15 protein-coding genes are annotated in these 19,218 nt (G+C 47.1%); 1 reads left to right on the top strand and 14 read right to left on the bottom strand.

Annotated features, from left to right (window positions below):
* The first annotated feature begins 58 nt into the window (after nucleotides 1-58).
* On the top strand, nucleotides 59-2,044 hold the full coding sequence (metG, locus tag AAH187_RS09915) for a methionine--tRNA ligase (RefSeq protein ID WP_342348297.1): 1,986 nt from the start codon (nucleotides 59-61) through the stop codon (nucleotides 2,042-2,044).
* 173 nt (nucleotides 2,045-2,217) lie between these two features.
* Here metG and AAH187_RS09910 read toward each other — a convergent pair whose 3' ends face one another.
* The 14 genes from AAH187_RS09910 to AAH187_RS09845 form a co-directional block, all read right to left on the bottom strand.
* Nucleotides 2,218-3,618: an undecaprenyl-phosphate glucose phosphotransferase gene (locus AAH187_RS09910; protein ID WP_342348296.1), complete on the bottom strand. Its 1,401-nt coding sequence runs from the start codon at nucleotides 3,616-3,618 to the stop codon at nucleotides 2,218-2,220.
* Nucleotides 3,612-4,796 carry a glycosyltransferase gene (locus tag AAH187_RS09905; protein WP_342348295.1) on the bottom strand — a complete coding sequence of 395 codons (1,185 nt, stop codon included), beginning with the start codon at nucleotides 4,794-4,796 and terminating at the stop codon, nucleotides 3,612-3,614. The genes AAH187_RS09910 and AAH187_RS09905 overlap by 7 nt, the downstream gene beginning before the upstream one ends.
* A 22-nt stretch (nucleotides 4,797-4,818) precedes the next feature.
* Nucleotides 4,819-5,889, bottom strand: a complete 1,071-nt coding sequence (locus AAH187_RS09900) for a glycosyltransferase (protein WP_342348294.1) — start codon at nucleotides 5,887-5,889, stop codon at nucleotides 4,819-4,821.
* Between the two features lie 49 nt (nucleotides 5,890-5,938).
* On the bottom strand, nucleotides 5,939-6,856 hold the full coding sequence (locus AAH187_RS09895; protein WP_342348293.1) for a glycosyltransferase family 2 protein: 918 nt from the start codon (nucleotides 6,854-6,856) through the stop codon (nucleotides 5,939-5,941).
* A 221-nt stretch (nucleotides 6,857-7,077) separates the two neighbouring features.
* Complete coding sequence (locus tag AAH187_RS09890) at nucleotides 7,078-8,304, bottom strand: hypothetical protein (RefSeq protein ID WP_342348292.1); 1,227 nt, start codon at nucleotides 8,302-8,304, stop codon at nucleotides 7,078-7,080.
* 428 nt (nucleotides 8,305-8,732) lie between these two features.
* Nucleotides 8,733-11,312, bottom strand: coding sequence for a sulfatase-like hydrolase/transferase (locus tag AAH187_RS09885; RefSeq protein ID WP_342348291.1), 2,580 nt, complete (start codon nucleotides 11,310-11,312; stop codon nucleotides 8,733-8,735).
* Nucleotides 11,313-11,511: 199 nt separating this feature from the next.
* Entirely contained in the window at nucleotides 11,512-12,912 is a 1,401-nt protein-coding gene (locus AAH187_RS09880) for a class I SAM-dependent methyltransferase (RefSeq protein ID WP_342348290.1), read from the bottom strand.
* Nucleotides 12,912-13,148: a hypothetical protein gene (locus tag AAH187_RS09875; protein ID WP_342348289.1), complete on the bottom strand. Its 237-nt coding sequence runs from the start codon at nucleotides 13,146-13,148 to the stop codon at nucleotides 12,912-12,914. The genes AAH187_RS09880 and AAH187_RS09875 overlap by 1 nt, the downstream gene beginning before the upstream one ends.
* Before the next feature lie 123 nt (nucleotides 13,149-13,271).
* Nucleotides 13,272-14,075 carry a phytanoyl-CoA dioxygenase family protein gene (locus tag AAH187_RS09870; RefSeq protein WP_342348288.1) on the bottom strand — a complete coding sequence of 268 codons (804 nt, stop codon included), beginning with the start codon at nucleotides 14,073-14,075 and terminating at the stop codon, nucleotides 13,272-13,274.
* 32 nt (nucleotides 14,076-14,107) lie between these two features.
* Entirely contained in the window at nucleotides 14,108-14,833 is a 726-nt protein-coding gene (locus AAH187_RS09865) for a nucleotidyltransferase family protein (RefSeq protein ID WP_342348287.1), read from the bottom strand.
* A 250-nt stretch (nucleotides 14,834-15,083) separates the two neighbouring features.
* Nucleotides 15,084-16,106, bottom strand: a complete 1,023-nt coding sequence (locus AAH187_RS09860; protein WP_342348286.1) for a dehydrogenase — start codon at nucleotides 16,104-16,106, stop codon at nucleotides 15,084-15,086.
* Nucleotides 16,107-16,127: 21 nt separating this feature from the next.
* Nucleotides 16,128-16,865: a class I SAM-dependent methyltransferase gene (locus tag AAH187_RS09855; RefSeq protein ID WP_342348285.1), complete on the bottom strand. Its 738-nt coding sequence runs from the start codon at nucleotides 16,863-16,865 to the stop codon at nucleotides 16,128-16,130.
* Between the two features lie 33 nt (nucleotides 16,866-16,898).
* A complete protein-coding gene (locus tag AAH187_RS09850; protein ID WP_342348284.1) occupies nucleotides 16,899-17,675 on the bottom strand; it encodes a TylF/MycF/NovP-related O-methyltransferase in 777 nt (258 codons plus the stop codon).
* 105 nt (nucleotides 17,676-17,780) lie between these two features.
* Complete coding sequence (locus tag AAH187_RS09845) at nucleotides 17,781-19,151, bottom strand: glycosyltransferase (protein WP_342348283.1); 1,371 nt, start codon at nucleotides 19,149-19,151, stop codon at nucleotides 17,781-17,783.
* Nucleotides 19,152-19,218 lie beyond the last annotated feature (67 nt).

The following is a 19,218-nucleotide window of genomic DNA, read 5'->3' as shown; positions in this document are numbered from 1 at the left end:
GCGACCACCCGAGTCGTTTGGCTCATGTGGGTTCGGAGCTACTAGAGGATGTATTCTCATGTCCAACACGTTTTACGTCACCACCCCTATCTATTACGTCAACGATGTGCCTCACATTGGCCACGCCTACACCACCATCGCCGCCGATGTTCTAGCCCGGTTTTATCGGCTAATAGGGCGCGAGGTTTTTTTCCTCACCGGATTAGACGAACATGGGCAAAAAGTCCAACAGGCTGCGGCCAAGGCCGGGATCGATCCGCAAGCACATTGTGACCTCCTCATGCCGAAGTTCAAGAATCTCTGGTCGCAATTGCATATCTCCAACAACGGGTTTATTCGCACCACCGATCTCCAACATCAGGCAATCGTACAACGATTCCTTCAAGTCCTCTACGACAAAGACTTGATTTATCAAGCCGAATACACCGGTTGGTATTGCACCTTTGACGAGCGTTTTTGGACAGAAAAGGATGTGGAGAATGGCCTGTGTCCCGATTGTCGACGACCGGTGGAACAGGTCAGTGAACGAAATTATTTTTTTCGCATGAGTCGGTTTCAGAACCGGTTGAAGGAGCATATCCAGAAAAATCCCGACTTCATTCAACCGGACTCCCGTCGCAATGAGGTTTTAGGGTTCCTACAAAAGCCCCTGGAAGATCTGTCAATTTCCCGACCCAAGTCACGGTTGTCGTGGGGGGTCGAATTGCCATTTGACCGCGATTGCGTGGCCTATGTGTGGTTCGACGCCTTAGTTAATTACCTCTCAGCCCTGGAGTACGTCACTCCAATTCCCAGCACCTCAAAATTCTGGCCCGCGTCACTCCATCTGGTCGGAAAAGATATCCTGACCACCCATGCCGTCTACTGGTCAACCATGTTAATGGGCTTGGACCTACCGCTTCCTCAAACTATCTTTGCGCATGGCTGGTGGACCGTAAATGGGGAAAAGATGTCAAAAAGTCGCGGGAATGTTGTTGATCCCTATGCGGTGGTAGAAGAATTCGGGGCTGATGCCTTTCGCTATTTTCTTTTGAGAGAAGTGCCCTTCGGCCAGGATGGAGATTTTTCCATCACGGCATTCGGGAGCCGGTATAACGCGGAACTGGCGAACGACCTTGGCAATCTGCTGTCCCGCACTCTCACGATGCTGGCAAATTTTTCCAACAATACCGTTCCTCAACCCGACGCCCAACACGAAACGGATCAGGATCGTCAACTTCAACATGCGGCTTCATCCCTTTTCCCTTCCATTGACACGCACCTTCGCCACTTAGAATTTAATCGCGCATTGGAAACTACCTGGGGTTTGGTCCAATCAGCTAATCAATATATTGATAAAACTGCTCCCTGGATATTGGCCAAGGATCCTGCGAACACCCCCCGCCTTCACACCGTATTGTTCCATCTCACGGAGGTCTTGCGATTTCTCACGTTGGCGGTATATCCATTTATGCCACGGATCGCCGAAACCATGAAAACCCGACTGGGTTTGTCGACCAATTTTTCCACACCCGTGTTGCAAGAATTCCCTCGTTGGGGTGCATACCTCTATAAGGAACAAACCAGTAAAGGCCCTTCGTTATTCCCTAGAAGAGACTCCCCCCCACAGGATTCCCGGAAGAGCCCAGACCAGAATATGACCATTCACCCGAACAGGAAAAACATGGAAACACCTCAGACCGCTCAATCGATCCAACAGCAACCAGCATCCAGCGACGTGATACAAATAGGCATTACCGATTTCCAAAAAGTCCAATTGAAGGTGGCCAAGGTTTTAACGGCAGAACGGGTTCCGAAGTCTGAAAAACTGCTCAAGCTCCAGGTGGATATTGGCACAGAACAGCGTCAGATCGTGGCTGGAATTGGGAAAAAATATGCCCCGGAAGAATTGGTAGGCCGTACCATTGTCGTCGTGGCAAACCTCAAGCCGGCAAAACTGATGGGAATTGAATCCCAAGGCATGGTATTAGCTGCAGGAGATCAGGAGGTCATTGAACTTCTTAATATGTCCCAGGAGATCCCTGCTGGGACAAGGATCAAATGATGCCTTCTCACCTTCTTTTACTTAAAATGTCGTGACAGACATCTCCATCAAGAGATGAAAGGGATACATTCTCAGGACAATGTCAGAAATAATCAGGGGAAGGGAAATTCGGCCCCATAGGCAAAGAGACTACCATGAGAGTACTGCCGCATAGAGGCACGAAGAGTCAAAGGCTAATACGCCTCCCGATGTATCAACCCCTTCCAAAGAGTCATGATCATAATCTTCACATCCAACCATAACGACCAATGCTCAATGTAATACATATCGTAGGCTAAACGTTTTTCCCAGGAAGTATTTCCGCGCAATCCATTAATTTGCGCCCAGCCGGTAATCCCGGCTTTCATTTTATGACGCAGATTATATTGGGGAATTTGTGCCCGGAATTTCTCGATAAACTCCGGACGCTCGGGCCGCGGCCCCACGATACTCATCTCTCCCTTTAAGACATTCCAGAATTGCGGCAATTCATCTAAGCTGGTCCGTCTAAGAAAAGTCCCGATGAGCGTCCTGCGTGGGTCGTGGGCTTTTGTCCATACGGGACCTGTCTTTTCTTCGGCATCCATGCGCATGGTGCGTATTTTAACAATATCGAAAGATTTCCCATCGAGGCCAACCCGAGTCTGCCGATAGAAGACAGGACCTGGAGAAGTGAGCTTAATGAGCACGGCAATCAACAACGCGATTGGTGAGGCCACCACCAAAGCCAGGGCGGCACCACAGACATCCACCATCCGCTTCAAAAACAAATTCCACCCGTAGAGAGGAGATCCTTGCAGGGTAATAATAGGAAGGCCCTCAAACATTTCGGCCTCCGCCCGCAACGTCACAAACTCATAAATGGATGGAATGATCTTCACTCCTGCTGTGGTAGCAGACAGGATTTTCATCAGGCCCTCAGCTTCACATTCTACTTCCGGCGGCAAACACAAAAATACGATGTCCACATTACTGGTTAATATATCCGACGCTTGGTCAAACGTTCCAATGACAGGTGTCCCTTCCAACATTTGACCAACCTTTTCGGCATTCCGGGTCAAATATCCGCGAACCTGGAGACCAAGCTCTGGGTGCATTTTGAGCGTATCTCCAACCCGCTGTCCAAGTTTTCCCGCTCCGATAATCACCACCTGACGTTGGTTGTATCCCATTCTCCTGAAAACCCTGAGAATTTCCCGAAAAACCATACGGGAAAAACCCAACACCACCAAATTCAACAACCAAAAATACATGATCACCAAGCGGGAAAATTCAAACGGCTTGGAGAAAAAGGTCAACGCCACCAGGATGAGAATGCTCAGCGTATTGGCCTTGGCAATATCCACAAATTCCGCCAGGTGAGAGCCCATTCTTCGAGGCCGATACAGATTAAATGAATAAAAACAAATTCCCCACACGGCGACAATCGGAAAAAGAAGCCAGAGATATGGGTCAATGGAAGGAATGCCTTTGGTGATGGGAAACAGCGGCACAGAAAATCGAATAAAGTACGCGCCCACCCAACACACGCAAATCACAACCAAATCGGAGATGAAGAGCAGATTTTTTAAAAACTCACTGTGGCGTTTCAACATAATGGCGTCTGACGAAATTCATGGTAATGGGACATGATCATCTGCTGCATCCGCTGCTTATAATGGGACTGATCGAATGGTTCAACATGTGCCCGAATCGCATCGGGATAAAAATCGGCGTGGTGCCGTGTGAACAACCGAATCGCTTCAATAATTGCTTGGACCGATTGCTCATAGTGAAAAACCCCCGTCAGAGCAGAAGAGGTTCCACTCCTTTGAGCACCATGTTCTAAATGATTTTCGCCTTGTACAGGCAATGGATTGAGAGGAACGATTGTTTCAAGGGCTCCACCCCTTCCATAGGCAATTACCGGTTTCCCGGCGGCCATTGCCTCTAGAGGGACAATACCAAAATCCTCTTCACCGGGAAAGAGAACCGCCACGCACCGACTGTAAAAGTCTCTGACACGATGGTCTGGCTGCCAGCCAAGAAATTCGACACTTGGACCGGCCATCCGCCTTAATCGTTTCTCATCCTGTCCCTGCCCAATAATCTTTAATGGAAGCTCCAGCTCATTGGCCGCGGCAATGGCCAAGTCGACTTTTTTGTAGGGAGCAAAGGCCGTGACCATCAAGTAAAATCCTTCATGGCGATGCGACACCTGAAAGGCCTGCCAATCAACAGGAGGATAAATCACGCAGGCCGACCTCCCATACTGGCGGATGATGCGTTCTGCCACATTGTGCGAATTAGCAATAAAATGACTCACATGGTCATTGGATTTTACATCCCACTGCTGAAGTCGTGCTCGAAAAAGGCCCATCCCCAACCTGCCAAAATTCCAAAGCCCTGTGTTTCCAAAATAGGTATCAAATCCATCCCAAATATACCGCATGGGGGTATGAACGTAGGAAATATGGCAGGTCTCGGGAGGTACTCGGATTCCCTTGGCCACACAATGGCTCGAACTGACCACCAAATCATATTGTTGGAAATTCAACCGCTGGATGGCTGAAGGAAAGAAAGGAAGAAAATACCGATACCGACTTTTCGCAAATGGAATTTCATTAAGAAAGCTTGGAATAATTGGATGCCGCTCAATCGTTTCCGACACACTCCCTTTCACATAGAACAGCGTATAAATGGGGGCATCAGGGAACAGTTCACACAACGCTTCAAGACACCGCTCCCCTCCTCGCATTCCTGTAAGCCAATCATGAACCAGCGCAACCTTCACTTGTGTCCTTAATAACCCGCCGCTATGCGACAGATGCTTCTTGATATATTTCCAGGATCGAACCCAGCATACTTTCCATGGAAAATTTCTCGTGAATAGTCGCTTGTGCATTTTTAATGAGGAAAGCTCTGAGATCCTCATTGTTGGTAATTATTCTGACTTTTTCGGCTAGATCTTCCCCTCTTCTTTTCTGTACCAGCATTCCATTTACCTCGTGATGAATGATTTCTTCCAACCCACTCACATTCATGCTCACGACCGGAACTCCCATGCCCATAGATTCTAAAACCAAAACTGGCAAGCCTTCCCATCTGGAGGTTAAAACGACAACGCTCAAAGTAGCCAGAGTCTTCAGAGCTTCGCCATGAGTCAACTCCCCCACCATGTGAACCCGTTCACTTAAGCCACGTTTGATTATTTCCTGTTTAACCATTGGAGCCAACGCCCCATCACCAATTATGGTGGCGGAGTACTCAGGCAAGAATGTCATCATCTCTACAAACAGCAGCGGATCCTTTTGATATTCCAATCGTCCGATAAATCCGATATGTAATAGCGCACGAGGAAGAACCTGTGGAAAATCATTCAAAGAAAAACCGGGATAGACAACGGTTTTTTTGTCATTGATTGACAGTAATTGATATTTTTCGGCAAGCGCCGCATCATATTTGGACACGAAAATAGACTGACACGCACGTTGAAAATTCCAACGCTCCGCCATCAAGGCCATCCACCGAATTCTCGCTGACTTTTCAATAAAATGAAATCCATGGACGGTATATACCATCGGGATCCTTAAGAGAGATAACGCAAAGAAAAACCCCGCACGCCCGCCATGGACGTGAACCAGATCAGGTTGAAGGGCCATAACCAAAGATCGAAGTTGGAAAGGAAGGGCAAGGTTCAGCCGACTAATGAAAAAACGAAGTCCCTGACAAGGAATTCCAAGGGCGCCGGCTTCCTTCATTAAATATGATTGTTCTTCTGTGATAAGTTGAAAAGAGACGGCATGCCGTAAGCCTTTGAGAATCTGCAGAACATGCGTGGTTCCTCCACCTGGTTTACCATCGGCAACAATTTGGAGAACCCGCATTACGTGCCCAATTTCTCAAGGAAAAATCCTGTGATTCTTAGAATAGACACTATAGCAGAGCACGACCAATTCGATCGGTTCCAAGGCGCCGGTACAGACCTAATCGAGCATAGACACTTTGAAAAATCCACAAGGCCCAGGCGACCGGTCGACCAAAATGTTTCCGGAAAAAATAATATTGATTAGCATAATAAATTTCTTTTTGTTTATAAAGATTGCCACCAAATGACGCTCCGGACTGATGCTGTATGACGGCCTCAGGAACGTGCCACACCTCCCAACCAACCTGCGTGGCCCTGAGGCACAGATCGACATCTTCGTAATACATAAAAAACTGCTCATCAAATCCGCCAATTTCATTCCAGATTGAACGCTGGCAACCAAGAAAGGCACCCGACACCCATGCCACCCGCTGAGCTTCATGAGGCATGTGAAATTTAGCTGAACACCGGCCCAACATCTGACGAATGAACCCTCGAGGCCCCACACGCTTAGCGATCCACGCCAACGGCTTATCCATCACAAGACCAGTCAACGAAGGGGTATCTCCCATCGATTGCAAAGGCAGGCCAGTCGGATCAACAAGACGGCCACCGAGAATTCCTACTCGAGGATGTTTCTCATTAAATTGGATAAGCGTTCGAATGGACTCAACCCGCGCAATCGTGTCCGGGTTCAAGAACAGGAAAAAAGTTCCACTGGAAGCCGTTACTCCGATATTACATGCACGCCCAAAACCAATATTATCGTGTAGGGCAATCAGCGTGACTTGTGGAAATTCTTTTTGCAATTTGGCTGCCGTGCCATCCTTCGAATCATTATCCACGACCACGAGCTCAACTTCGGACACATCCAGTAAGGGAGCAAGGCAGGCACCGATGCATAAGCTGGAATTATAGGTCACAATAATAATGGAGCATCGCTTCGGCGTATTTAGGATATCCTTTACTGATACAGAATCCGTCATTTTTTCCAATTCAGTCACAACCAGACGCGATCTAATAGACCGCTAACTGCGAACAGGCTCACCATGCAGGATGTATGAATGAATATAACTTATCTGCTATGAGCCGCATAAACCATTCGATCCAGGATTCCGTCGACGCGTCGGAGGGCATTTGCCCGCCAGCCTAATCCAACATCCATGGAATGAGATCCATAGATTACCGAAGTGCCTAACCATGGCCATCAATTGAATATAGAACGCTCCTTAAGACGCAAGCTCAGTTCCTTCATAACTAATTCATTACCGGAATCGTTTAAATGCCTATCATCCGGTGAAACGACAATTTCGTTACCACCTGGCAAATCAAAGATCACTAAGTCTTCAGAGGAGATCACATCTTGCAACCGGCTTGTATAGTCCAAAGAGACTCTAAATATATTCGCGTGAGAATCCGCCACACACTTAGCCATTTGCATTCCTCGCTTATCAAAATCTTCTCGAACAGGATAGAAAACAAGAAATTTCGAATGATTCTTTTCTGCTTCCTTTTTCACATGCCACAAAAGACTTTCAGTAATCGCAACAAGATATTCATCTCGATTGGATGGATCTAGCATATAAGCAGAGAAGTGACTTCTGCTGTTCAGGACATCTTGCCCGGACTTTACCGTATAACCAATATCCTTATTGAGTTCAAAAATCGTGTTAAAAAACTCTACTTGATTAACAACTCTCAGTCCCTCACATACATATTCATTTCCGAGTTTGTGGGCTTCATGGGACGATGGCATTTCTTGAAGCCAACGACGAAGAATACGTTGCTCTAATGTTTCCTTATGCATATTTGCAATCCCAGTCTCAAATAATTGGGCAATAGCACTATTGTGCAAGTAGGAACCTGATGTAAAATAAGGGCCATTGAGCGCTCCATCTCTCAGCCTAAAGGTTGGCTTCAAGGGTCCCGCCTGCGGAGTCGCACTTCTATCTGGAAACGCATTTTCCCAAAAGTCATTTCCCGGGGTTGCCCACAATACAACCAAGTCTGCTCTAAATGTCCTAAAGTATACCTGTAAGGCGAGTAGCTGTTGGTCCTGCCCCCACCCTGAAGCGGCTAGAGAAAACACTTTCACTGGTTTATTCACATGACTAGCTAGCGATTCCTGAAGAAACCGTTCAGGCATATGTTCCGGCCGACCTGCATACGCTTCGACCTGACTGTCGCCCACAAGCAACACCACATAGTCATCGGCATGATAGTTAATGTTTTGTCCTCGATATCCAAACTGATTGGTTGTCAAAGCATTATATTGTGATAATTTTCTACCCGCGGAATTTTCCCATCCCCAACCCGAGTTAAGCTTAGCTGGAATCCCAATCCCACGCAGTAAGGCTTCGATTATAAAAACAGCAACAAGAGTTGATCCCATAACAATAACTAAGTTCTGTTTCATTTGCTTTAGGGATTGCACGGCAAACTCCTCACCAAGAAGACGGGAGATTGAAGAAAATTTCGGACAGCAACTTTTGGTTTAATAAACCATCAATGATAATTTCGAATGAGATACGTTAAAAAAATAAACTTAAGCCCTTCCCCCCGATTAACTAACGAAATCGCAGCGGAATAAGACATTGGTTTCCCAGAATGAGACGGACAAAAACACGTTTTTCTTCCATCAAATGGAGAACAGACGAATCCACAAGACATGCCAAATTTATCCCGGCAGGAGGACGATTCCCTAAAAATCCAATATGGGCTCTAATGCCCGTGCCTGCACATCGCCAAAATAATCCAAGAACTGAGATGTCTCTTGAACAATAAATTATGTTTATGCATTCTGGCTACGCCATAGCATCGCCTTGTTATGATTTATGACTGAATTTGCTATTACTGTCCCAGTCATTCATTGAACTCTCCTTTATCAAGCGTGGCGCGAATAAATTCCACTTGCTTGGGAGAAAAGGAGAATTCCCATGCTCGGTTGTTTAAAGAGACAACAATTATTTTTATTTCGCTTGGAAAAGGCTTGAGAACTTTCACGGGGATTTTAATTCTGAACCCACTGAGGAACAAAGCCTCCTGTTGGTAAGCCTCAACTACATCCGGCCTTGAGATTCCAAAATTTGCGCTAGCCATTAATTTTCCATCAGTGAAGATGAAAACCTCTTCAGCCGCTTGGGGTGTTTCAAGATCAGCAGCCCAACCTTCGACAACAAATGCCTTTCCTGAAAGTGTGACACGATCCAGATTGCCAGTCAGCTCCTTTTCACCCCCAACGACCAGGATCTCTCGCTCATCGGGGAAGACAAGTTTCAGTTGCCCCGACACTTCGTGATGCAAGCTGACCATTGATTGTTCATTACTCACAGTCCCCTGAATTCCCAAGGGAATCTGAGTTAATTGTGTATCATTTTCTCCAATCAGAAAAACACTCACCGTGTTTTCACCTGACTGAAAGGCTGAAGGAGGGAACAAAACTGAGAAATAATTCAGCTTTCCATCCCATTGGGACGTTTCAGTGGTAGCCCAGATTCGGCCATTAAGAGAAACAGCAATCGGCAAGTTTCGGCGGCTCGTTCCTACAATATGTCCGTTAAAAAGAGCAGGAAGATACCCGCTTTCAAGATTCACCTGATCTAATTGATTTGGATATTCATTTATATGTTTCAGGGAAGCCGAGTGACCAATGTCCAAATCGGCAAGTTCCTGTCCAATCAAATTTAAAAACGGCCCCTTTGGCACAAGTCGGTCCAGTGCAATGTGCTCTCCAAAATGATCAATCTGCCATTTGAGACGAGGAAACCCCTCGAGGTCCTGGGCTTTTATTTTTCCTACTCCGAGCAAATCTATCTCCTCCCTTGGGGGAACTTCATTATCCAACATAGAAAACCCATCAATATCCCTGGGGATCTTTAAGCCAAGGACATCGGCAATAGTTGGCAACACATCAATCCCGCTGACGAGGCGCTCACGAATGCTTCCCTCTCGTTGTCCAGGCAGTTTGACGAACATGGGAACCTTTAGAATGTCGCTCTCATTCCCTTTTTGCACCTCTCGCATGGATAGCCCACGCTGAAAGGAAACACCATGATCTGCTGTTAATACAATCAGAGCCTTATCATAAAGATGTGCCCTTTCCAGGGAACGTCGCAATTTCCCTAAGAACTGGTCAACATATCCAATTTGCTGGAGGTATCGGTGGTACGCAGTGAGAATCACCGGTTCTTTTCCTATCCACCTCCCACCCCAACCAGGGCCATCAATCCAACCGACAGGAATGTGTCCTCCCTTGGAAGAATATTGATGACCGGATACCAGATACTCATATTTCGTATGAGGCAGGACGACATGAAGAAAATGGAGGACAGGACTGGAGCTTTCCTTTATTTGGGAAAGGAAAGAGGTAAGGTGCATCTCTCTGGAGTTATTTCCTCCAGAAGGAGGATCGAGGTGGCTACCAACCTTGGCCTGCGCAAAAATCTCTTTTTCCAAGAATTCATTGCCGAAACCCGTCCATTGAGCATGAAGCGGTGGTAAGTGTTGCCTTAATTTGGGCGGAGAAATGATATGTAAAAATATCACCACCAGATCCGCAAAAAACGACTTGTCACGAAAGAAACCATCCACATCATCTTCTTCCTTGCAAAGTTCATAAGGACATAATCTTGTCACTGACTCGATGACATTAAGACGATAATGATCTCCCAAAATTGTGAACAGATTTTGAGGATGATCTGTTGCCGTCGGGTTGAGCCGAACATCGGCTCTCGGTTTGCGCCCAGTCAAAATAGCAGACACCGCAACTGCGGTTTCTACATAGGTTGCCGTTGCATTGGTAAACCACTGACTTTCCGAGCCAAGGGCCGCAAAGTTTGGGAATCGCACCGGATCGATCCGACCTTCCGCATCTAATAACGCTGTGATGTTGAATTCATCCAGGACCACCAGGACAACCGGGACCGGATTATTAATCGTAATATCAGCCTGTGCTTCAATAACATCCGGTATGACAAGACGACCCACGGGAGTAAACAACAAAAACCACAAAGGAAATGCCACCACGACGGGTGAGAGCACCGTGACAAACAGACGAACCACCTGCCAGCGAACATAAAGGACCGAAAACAAAAAGCCGAGCACCAAGGCCAACCCGACAATCAGGAGATCGGCTCCATCGACCAATCGCTGCGCCGGAGGCAGGGCTGTAAGGAACGCCAGACCAAAAACAAATACCAAATGCATGCTATTCCGAATACGCTCACCAACCAGCCAAGCGGCAAGTTCAAGCAGCACCAAGCCTAATGCCATACCCATCGATAGGACGAAAACCATACCGATGATAAGCCCTGGACTGGCTTTATGAGACACAAAAAACTCGGGATTCTGTCCAAGAAGATCATAGAGTGGCTGGGCAATGGCAAAGCCAGCGAGGGCAAATAGGTGCAAAAAATTTATAAAGACCCTACGATTCCCAGTCATATTTAGCTCATCTGAGGAAGTGGTCATTGAGGTCGCTGATGACAGAGATTAAGCCCAAGTTCAGATTTTTATGAGAAAAACAAAAAGTGTCCTAGTGGGAAGCGTGCGGAAAGGTTCAAAGCGTTTTGTAACGGCACCTCAGACTTTTCATGATGATTCAAACTCTCACATAAATTTGACCAAGTATTATGATCCTGAATTACATTCGTTTAAACCACACCAACACTCGTCCGCTTTTTGAGACGGTTTCATCCTTCATGATTACCGCCTTTTCTTTAAGAAGCGCCATGAAATGCTCAGCGGTGTAATCATGGAAAATATCCTGACGCAGGCTTAACAACTCTTGCACCATAGGATCATTTTTTGGAACAAATTCAATGACTCCCTGTGGCGCGAGAGCGATCAGCCATTCAACAACCTGGAACAAAGGAATATTCCTGGCAATAGCCAGGTGGTGAACAAGGGCCAGTGCCAACACGGCATCGGCTGAGGCACGAGACTGAAGACTCTCTCGCTCTCGTCCATTCCATCCCTGATTCGGACTGGGGTTAGCCGCATCCATAAAGAGAGCTTGAAAAGAGAGCCCCTTCGCGGCTGCTCGATGGAAACTACCATCCAAAGCGCCCTGATCAAAGTCAAATCCCACGACATTCCTGGCCCCCCCATCCAACGCCGCTTCCGAATATTCCCCCGTATTGCATCCGAAATCCCATAACAGTGCGGGCTGCACCTTCTGGCAGAATTCAAAAATGAATTGTTTTTTGGATTTGGTTTCCATTAAGGAATAGCTACAGGTTTTATCGTAATCGCCCCAGGTGCTTCCTCCCTCATTGAGAGGCTTCAAATGGCTAATCCAGTCAGACATTTTTTCCAGCATCACCTTAAAAGAAGAAAGAGGGAACGAGGCCTTGGCTAACGAATGATCCTGTAGGCTTTTAGTACGTTTGGTGGAAGTTTTTTGGAAAAGATCTTGAAGAACAACGTGAGTCAGAACATTCCACTTCCAGTAATGTCGCCATTTCAACAGTTTTCGGATCTCTCCGGTTCCAATCCCTTCCTGCGTTCCCCGATACCAGGCGTTGTGGGGTATTCCAAAAAATGCACGAAGTAAAAGAGGATTCAGAAATTGTTCGCAAAATTGACGATGACCAACCCACATTTCACCAGATTGATAACGTCTGAAGGAAAGATGATCAATGAAAACCGGGTGATTCCCCCGAAATTGAACATTGTAAGCCGAGGCATCGGAAAGCGCGACACCAACTTCCAATGCCTCCAAATGGATGCGTAAATGCAGGAGCGCAGCGGCCTTCAGAGCGGAGAATGACCATTCATAGGGGAAGGAAATAAAGGGGAGCCTGGGAGCTTCCAACACATACCGAGGAGCTGAGTGTGAGAGATCAAGAATTCCTGCAGACACGACTTCAAACGGAAGGATCAGTCCTTCGGTTGCAAGCTTGTTGAATAACCCCGTTGAAGTGACAAAATCAAAATCCTGAGAAAAACAGTCATTGACTGTCCTAAAGATACGCCCCCCAACTTGATACACGTTTCCACTGGGATCACGGAAGGATCCTGGAAGGGGTTGCACACCACCCATTACTTTTGATCTTCGGAAGAGGGATGCTCGGATTCTTCTGGAACTTTTCCACGAAATAGTCCAACAAATCGCCTCCAGTACAATTTGAGAATCACCACGGCACCGGCGATACCACCCAACAAGAGCTGCAACACCATACTTCCGGTACCGGGATCAAGATAAGCCAGTGCCAAACCTTCGAATCCGAACACGATCACAATAATACTGACTACAAGAAAACTTCCTAAATATCTCATTTTGTTTTTACCTCCCTGGCCATTTAACTCCCTGGTCATTTCAGGTTCGAACCCTATTGGTTCATGATTTATCGGCAAACGGAAACGGGTCAGTCATTTTCCCGCAGAAACTCTGAAGTGAAATCAGGAAAATTGCAAATCAAAATCAGGAAGGTTTCTTGAATCCTGTTCTGTAATTCTCTCCAACACTCGTTCTTGAGCCTGATAGAAGGGATGGCCGCCTCCCGACTTATAAGGATTATTTGCTTTAGTGTTATAACAACCGATTAGGGCAATTCTGGAATAGGGAGACAAGTTATCATTGGAACCATGCAGAGTATTACAATGAAACATGACGACATCTCCACGCTTCAGTTCCACATACACTTCAGGCAATCGCGTTTCAATCACAGCCAAGCGGTCCTGACAAACACCGCTGTCAGACACTCCATCATGAAACACATGGTCAATTCTGCCCATCTTATGAGACCCCTCAAGAATTTTCAAACACCCATTTTCCCTGGTCATCGGATCAACCGCAATGAGGACCGTCGCCATATCCGGATACAAATTCCCCATTCCATACCAATAGGCATAATCCTGATGATAGCGGAATCCAACCATACCAGGATATTTCAAGGCAATTTTATTATGATACACGTAAATAGAATCGTTAAAAAAATATTCCAACCGATCAAATATCGCCGAACGGCGAGTGGCTTTGGCAAAGACATCATGACCCGCCGTATCATTCCATACAAAAATTGTTTCAAATGAGGGGCGCTTTCCTTGAGACATTTTATTCACCAGACCTTTGGTGCGCTGCTTCATACCCTCATGATTCACGATGATATTTTTCAGTATATTCATTTCTTCCTGATCAAACATGTCAGGAACAATGAGATACCCCTTCGCCCAAAACTGTTCGAACTCTTTCTCAAATTCCATCTCACTCTCCATTCTTGCGGAACCGAGGCCGTTCAGTTGAACCGAGTGAAAACCGCTTCCCTCTGAGCGCGTTCATAATCGCCTGGAGTACCGATATCAATAAAATATCCTGCGGTGACGAATGCGCGAGGCTGCAGTTCCCGGCAATAAGGCTGGAGAATATCCGTCTCAAAGGAAAAGTGCTCTCCGCTTCCATATCTGGAAAATATTTCAGGTCCAACAACATACACCCCAGCGTTTACCAGCCCGGGGCCTTGCTGACCCTTTTCTCGAAACTCTACGACTCGTTCATCCAACAGCACGACGGCACCATACCGACTCACATCAGGAACATGTCGAAGTACGATCGCGACCTGAGTGGGGGTCTGTGCATACCAGATCATCAGAGCGGGATAATCAATGTCAACGAGCGTATCGCCATTGAGGACCAAAGCCGGAGAAGAATCATCGCCTTTTAGAGCCAGGGCCATCGCGCCTCCTGTTCCTAAAGGATAGTCTTCCCTTGAATATCTGATTTGAAGTGAGCGGTAAGCCTGACCAAAATGCTCCTGAATGACCTCCGCCTTATACCCAACTGATATAATGACATCGGTCAGCCCAGCATCTACAAGTCTATCGAAAATATATTCCAAAAATGGCCGGCCTCCAATAGGCGCCATGGGCTTAGGAAGATCGGGGACAACAGCTTGAAGTCTTTCGCCACGTCCCCCAGCCAAAATAATGGCCTTTCTGATTCCTACTTGAACCAAATGAATCACTCCAGTCTTCACTCATAAACCAACCAGGTGCCAGAGGAGGATGACACCGGGCACAAAAATATTGGTGACTCAGTTAATCACGGAACAATCCACTTAATACACATCAGCCGAAAATTCAAAAACTTAACATCCCCGCCATTCGTTGTTCGGACTCAGCAGGGCATCAATTTACCTCATCGCCGCATTCGGCTCTTTCAAACAAACATTTCAAGCGATCAACCGCAGTCTGACTTCCTCAACTCGATTCGATTTAATCTATCTTCCAACCCTGCATCCCGTATTTGGTAAAATGGCAGTTACTGACCTGGCCCGAGAATTTTTTCAACGCAAAAATTACATCCATTCTTTTTTCCGGCGGGACAAAAAACATCATAAATCCTCCCCCGCCAGCCCCGGACACCTTCCCGGCCAAGGCTCCCGCTTTAACAGCAGCTTCATAGATTTCATCAATATGCGGATTGGACACACTTTTGGCTGATCGCTTCTTGCTGACCCATCCCTCACGCATGGACTCTACCAATCCGCTGAAATCGCCTTTCAACAGACTTTCCTTCATCGTACAGGCCTCACGCTTCATGGCATGCATGGCAGAAAGCGCTAAGTCAGTGCCAGCCTCAATATTGCTACTCTGATCCCTAATAATCTTTGCCGAAGATCGTGACACGCCAGTAAAAAAAAGCACCAATGAGGCCTCCAACTCACAGATGATCCAGTTTTTGATACGCAAGGGATTGACGACCACACGATTGTCTGCGTAAAACTCAATAAAGTTAAATCCCCCAAAGGTTGCGGCGTATTGATCCTGCCTCCCACCTTGCAGACCACAATCAACTCGCTCGATCTTAAATGCCAAATGGGCCAACGCGTAATCGTCAAGCGGGACGTTCAGCAATTCAGCAAAGGCCTTCAGCATCGCCACAACCAGAGTCGAGGAAGATCCTAGCCCCGATCCCACCGGAGCATCACAGTAGGTGGTGACCTTCACAGGCAAGGGGCGTCCTTCATTAAACTGCTCGACCATGTACAGATAGACGGCTCGATGTAAATCGACACATCCATTGCGTGGGATGGATTCTCCCAACTGATACTCACTAAAATGCTGCCGGTCAGCAGAACAAAACTTCACCTTATTGCCCGTCAACACCTCCAAGACTGCATAGGCGTATCGATCAATTGTGGCATTGAGTACACATCCGCCATACAAATCACAATAGGGCGACACGTCTGTCCCTCCGCCCGCCAGACCAAGCCGAAGAGGCGCGCGCGCGCGCATGATCATCGATCTCTCCAGATATCAAAGAGGCTGATCATTGTGAAACGGTGGTTTTTCCCGGTTGAAATGTTTAAGCGTTCGAAGATCGTCTCGGTACTGATTCAAGTGAATCCGCACTTCGTCCCGAGGTTGGTCGGTGGGCCGCCCCCAACGCCCACCCGCATGCACTTCAGCAATGAGACGCTTGCGAATGACAATCTCGATCCCGCATTCTCCGACCGAACTCAATGTCTGATCGTATCTGGGAAGATTAAACCGATAGGTCGAAACGAGCTGTTCAATTTTGACCGGCTCGGCAGAAGAACCAAGATCTCGCACTAAATCCAGGACATTCAGAGAGTGTTCACTCCATGATTGCATCTTGAAAATGGTAAACGTCCATTTATGGTCAGCATTAAATGTGCTCGGGAACTGGCCCTGTTCATATAAATCCTCATCCGGGACGGTGATCACTAGATGGCCGCCTGGCCGCACCACCCTAAACCAATTCCGGAGTCCTACCCGGGGATCATGCAGGTGCTCAAGACAGTGGCTGCTATGCACAAAGTCGAATGTCTCATCCGGCACCCCCTCAAGAAACTCCGCATTCCCATCAACCAGATCCCATGTTCGCACATCTTCCATCCGACAGAACAATTCCTGATATAACCCCAACGGATCAGGATGGCCACCAATATCCAGCCCCTTACCAACGAAAAACCGGTTAATGAAGTTTGGCTCGGATAAGCGCCGAGCAATCGACTTGCTACATTCTTTCATAATCAGGGTGACTCATAATGGGAAAGATGGTTATCAAACTCCAGGAAATCGAAAAACAAACTGCGGGAAAATTTGCTCACTATGCAACCCGTCGCGCCGGATCACCAATTCTTCCACTGCTTCGGTCGCTCCTAAACAGCTTGAGGTCGTCGCATCATCAAACACCACATACCCACCTGGAACCATGAATTTCTTTACCAAATCATACGAAAAAGCAACGGCGGAATAAATGTCACAGTCGATATGGGCCAAGGCAATGCTTCCAACCTTGTCAACAACAGAGGGGCCGGTTTCCTGAAATAACCCTTTGATAAACTCAACATTTCTCAGACCCTCTCGCTCAGCATATTCCCGCAACTCACGCAAATCGACGTCCTGGAAATCTCCCGCTCCGTGGGCATCAATAGCGGATTCGGTTGCCGGCATCCCTGCAAAGGTATCCAGAGCAAAGACTTTTCTTCCAGGGTATAATTGATCGACCACATAGGCCATAAACAGGGCGTTTCCCCCTTTATACGACCCAAATTCGACAATGTGGCCAAAAGGGATATAGGGAAGGAAATATTTAAGAATCAAAAAAATATTCATCCGGTTATCTTCAGAGACCACCGTGCGGCCAGTAGCCAGCCTGTAGGCTTCTTGATACAACGCATCCTTTCGCACCGACTCGCGCAAGTGGCCGCATTGCAATCCCCACCCTCTGGCATAGCCATCACGGACATTCCGAGACTTCCGAACGGGAGAGTTACCACCGACAGGTGGAACAAATAAATCAAACACCATTTCTACTTCTCTCAGATCCGGCTTCATTCCTTTGTCATCCCTGGGTTATACCTCATTAAAGTTATTTCACGGAATCAATCGGTAAGCGATACCCGTCGATGAGAGAGATTGAATTCCATATATTACAAGTTTTTACACCAGGTTCAATGTCGCAAGCCGCTCTCGATACTTGGCACCCACGGCTTTTGAACTATGGTAGGTTTTAATGAAGTCCGTCGCATGTCGACCAAGTTCTTGGGCATACTGCGGCTCATTGACGACTCGCTTCATAAACCACACCGCATGGTCGATGTCAGGGTCGGCCCATTTCTGGCCCTTGGCAAACGGGTATTCATGATCCCTGACCGGAGTAAGCCGATAATCGACAAGGCAGGAATTGTGCTCGTTTGTAAAATCAAGATTCCCGCTATATCCGGTCGCAATCACAGGTTTCCCCAGATACATGGCTTCCGCCAACCCCCGCCCAAATCCCTCCGACCGATGCAGGGACAAAAAACAATCACACAACTTTACGAGAGACTTGGTTTCCCGATCCGTCAATACCTTATCCATCAAAATGATTCGAGGATCCTCACAATCAATTGATTGAATAAATGCCTGGTATTCCTGAGGACGCAAATCCATGCCATTCATTTTAATGACAATACCCACCCGTGCGTCATCCACATCGGGGAATGCCTTCAAAAATGCCCGAATCGCTCCCTCTGGATTTTTTCGTTGGACATACGAAGTGAAATCAAAAAAGAATAAAAACAAAAACCGATCATCGGGTAATCCAAAAGATTCCCTGGTCATCCCGTTTGGCTCCGGAAACTCAACGGCCAGTGGCATTCTGATGACGGGTGAAGAGGTCGCATCGGCAATCGCCTGCTCAATGAACCGCGACGGAGCCCATACCTCATCGACAAGCTGAAGGGCTGAACGCCACGCATGAGGGAATTGACTCAGCTCCCAGGCCCAATATCCGATATTGTACCGATCGGCAAAAGTATCCTTGCCAAGGTGTATTTGCGCATTCACCATTTCATCTGCATTAATGTGAAAGACATTGGCCCTATAGTAACCATTTTTAGCAATCTTGTCTCCGAACGGGAAATCCTGATGGATCTCGGCAAGATGCAATCCATACTCTCCATAGATATTCCGTATTTTAAATGGGACCCCTGCCGCCGAAAATGCTGAGGCCGACAATCGAATATGCTCACCCATCCCGAGCACTCCAAAGGGATGGCCAAGTAAAAGTGCCCCGGGTGAAAGGACAGACCTCAGGGAGCTAAGATTTTTTCCATAATTGGTGGCTATGTCTAATCTCGCCATTCCATCTAATGCCTGATTGGACGAGAACGACTTTCGATTAGCCAGAAACTGCCTTATTTTCTTTTTCAGCCCAGAAATTCCCTCAAAGGCCATGACCTCCCATAGACGCCGAAACACCATGGAGATCCCACCATGATGACGAACAGCCTGTTTTGCCATGTCCACAAAATCGATAAGAGTTCCCATTGATTATGCCAGCCAAATTTTAATTGATCATAACTCACGCTTGCCCAAAACAGGAAATGAAGAGGGG

This window comes from uncultured Nitrospira sp. (genome assembly GCA_902500695.1).
Classification (GTDB): Bacteria; Nitrospirota; Nitrospiria; order Nitrospirales; family UBA8639; genus Nitrospira_E.
The sequence above is the reverse complement of the archived record's forward strand: the minus strand, read 5'-3'. Positions and strand labels throughout refer to the sequence as shown.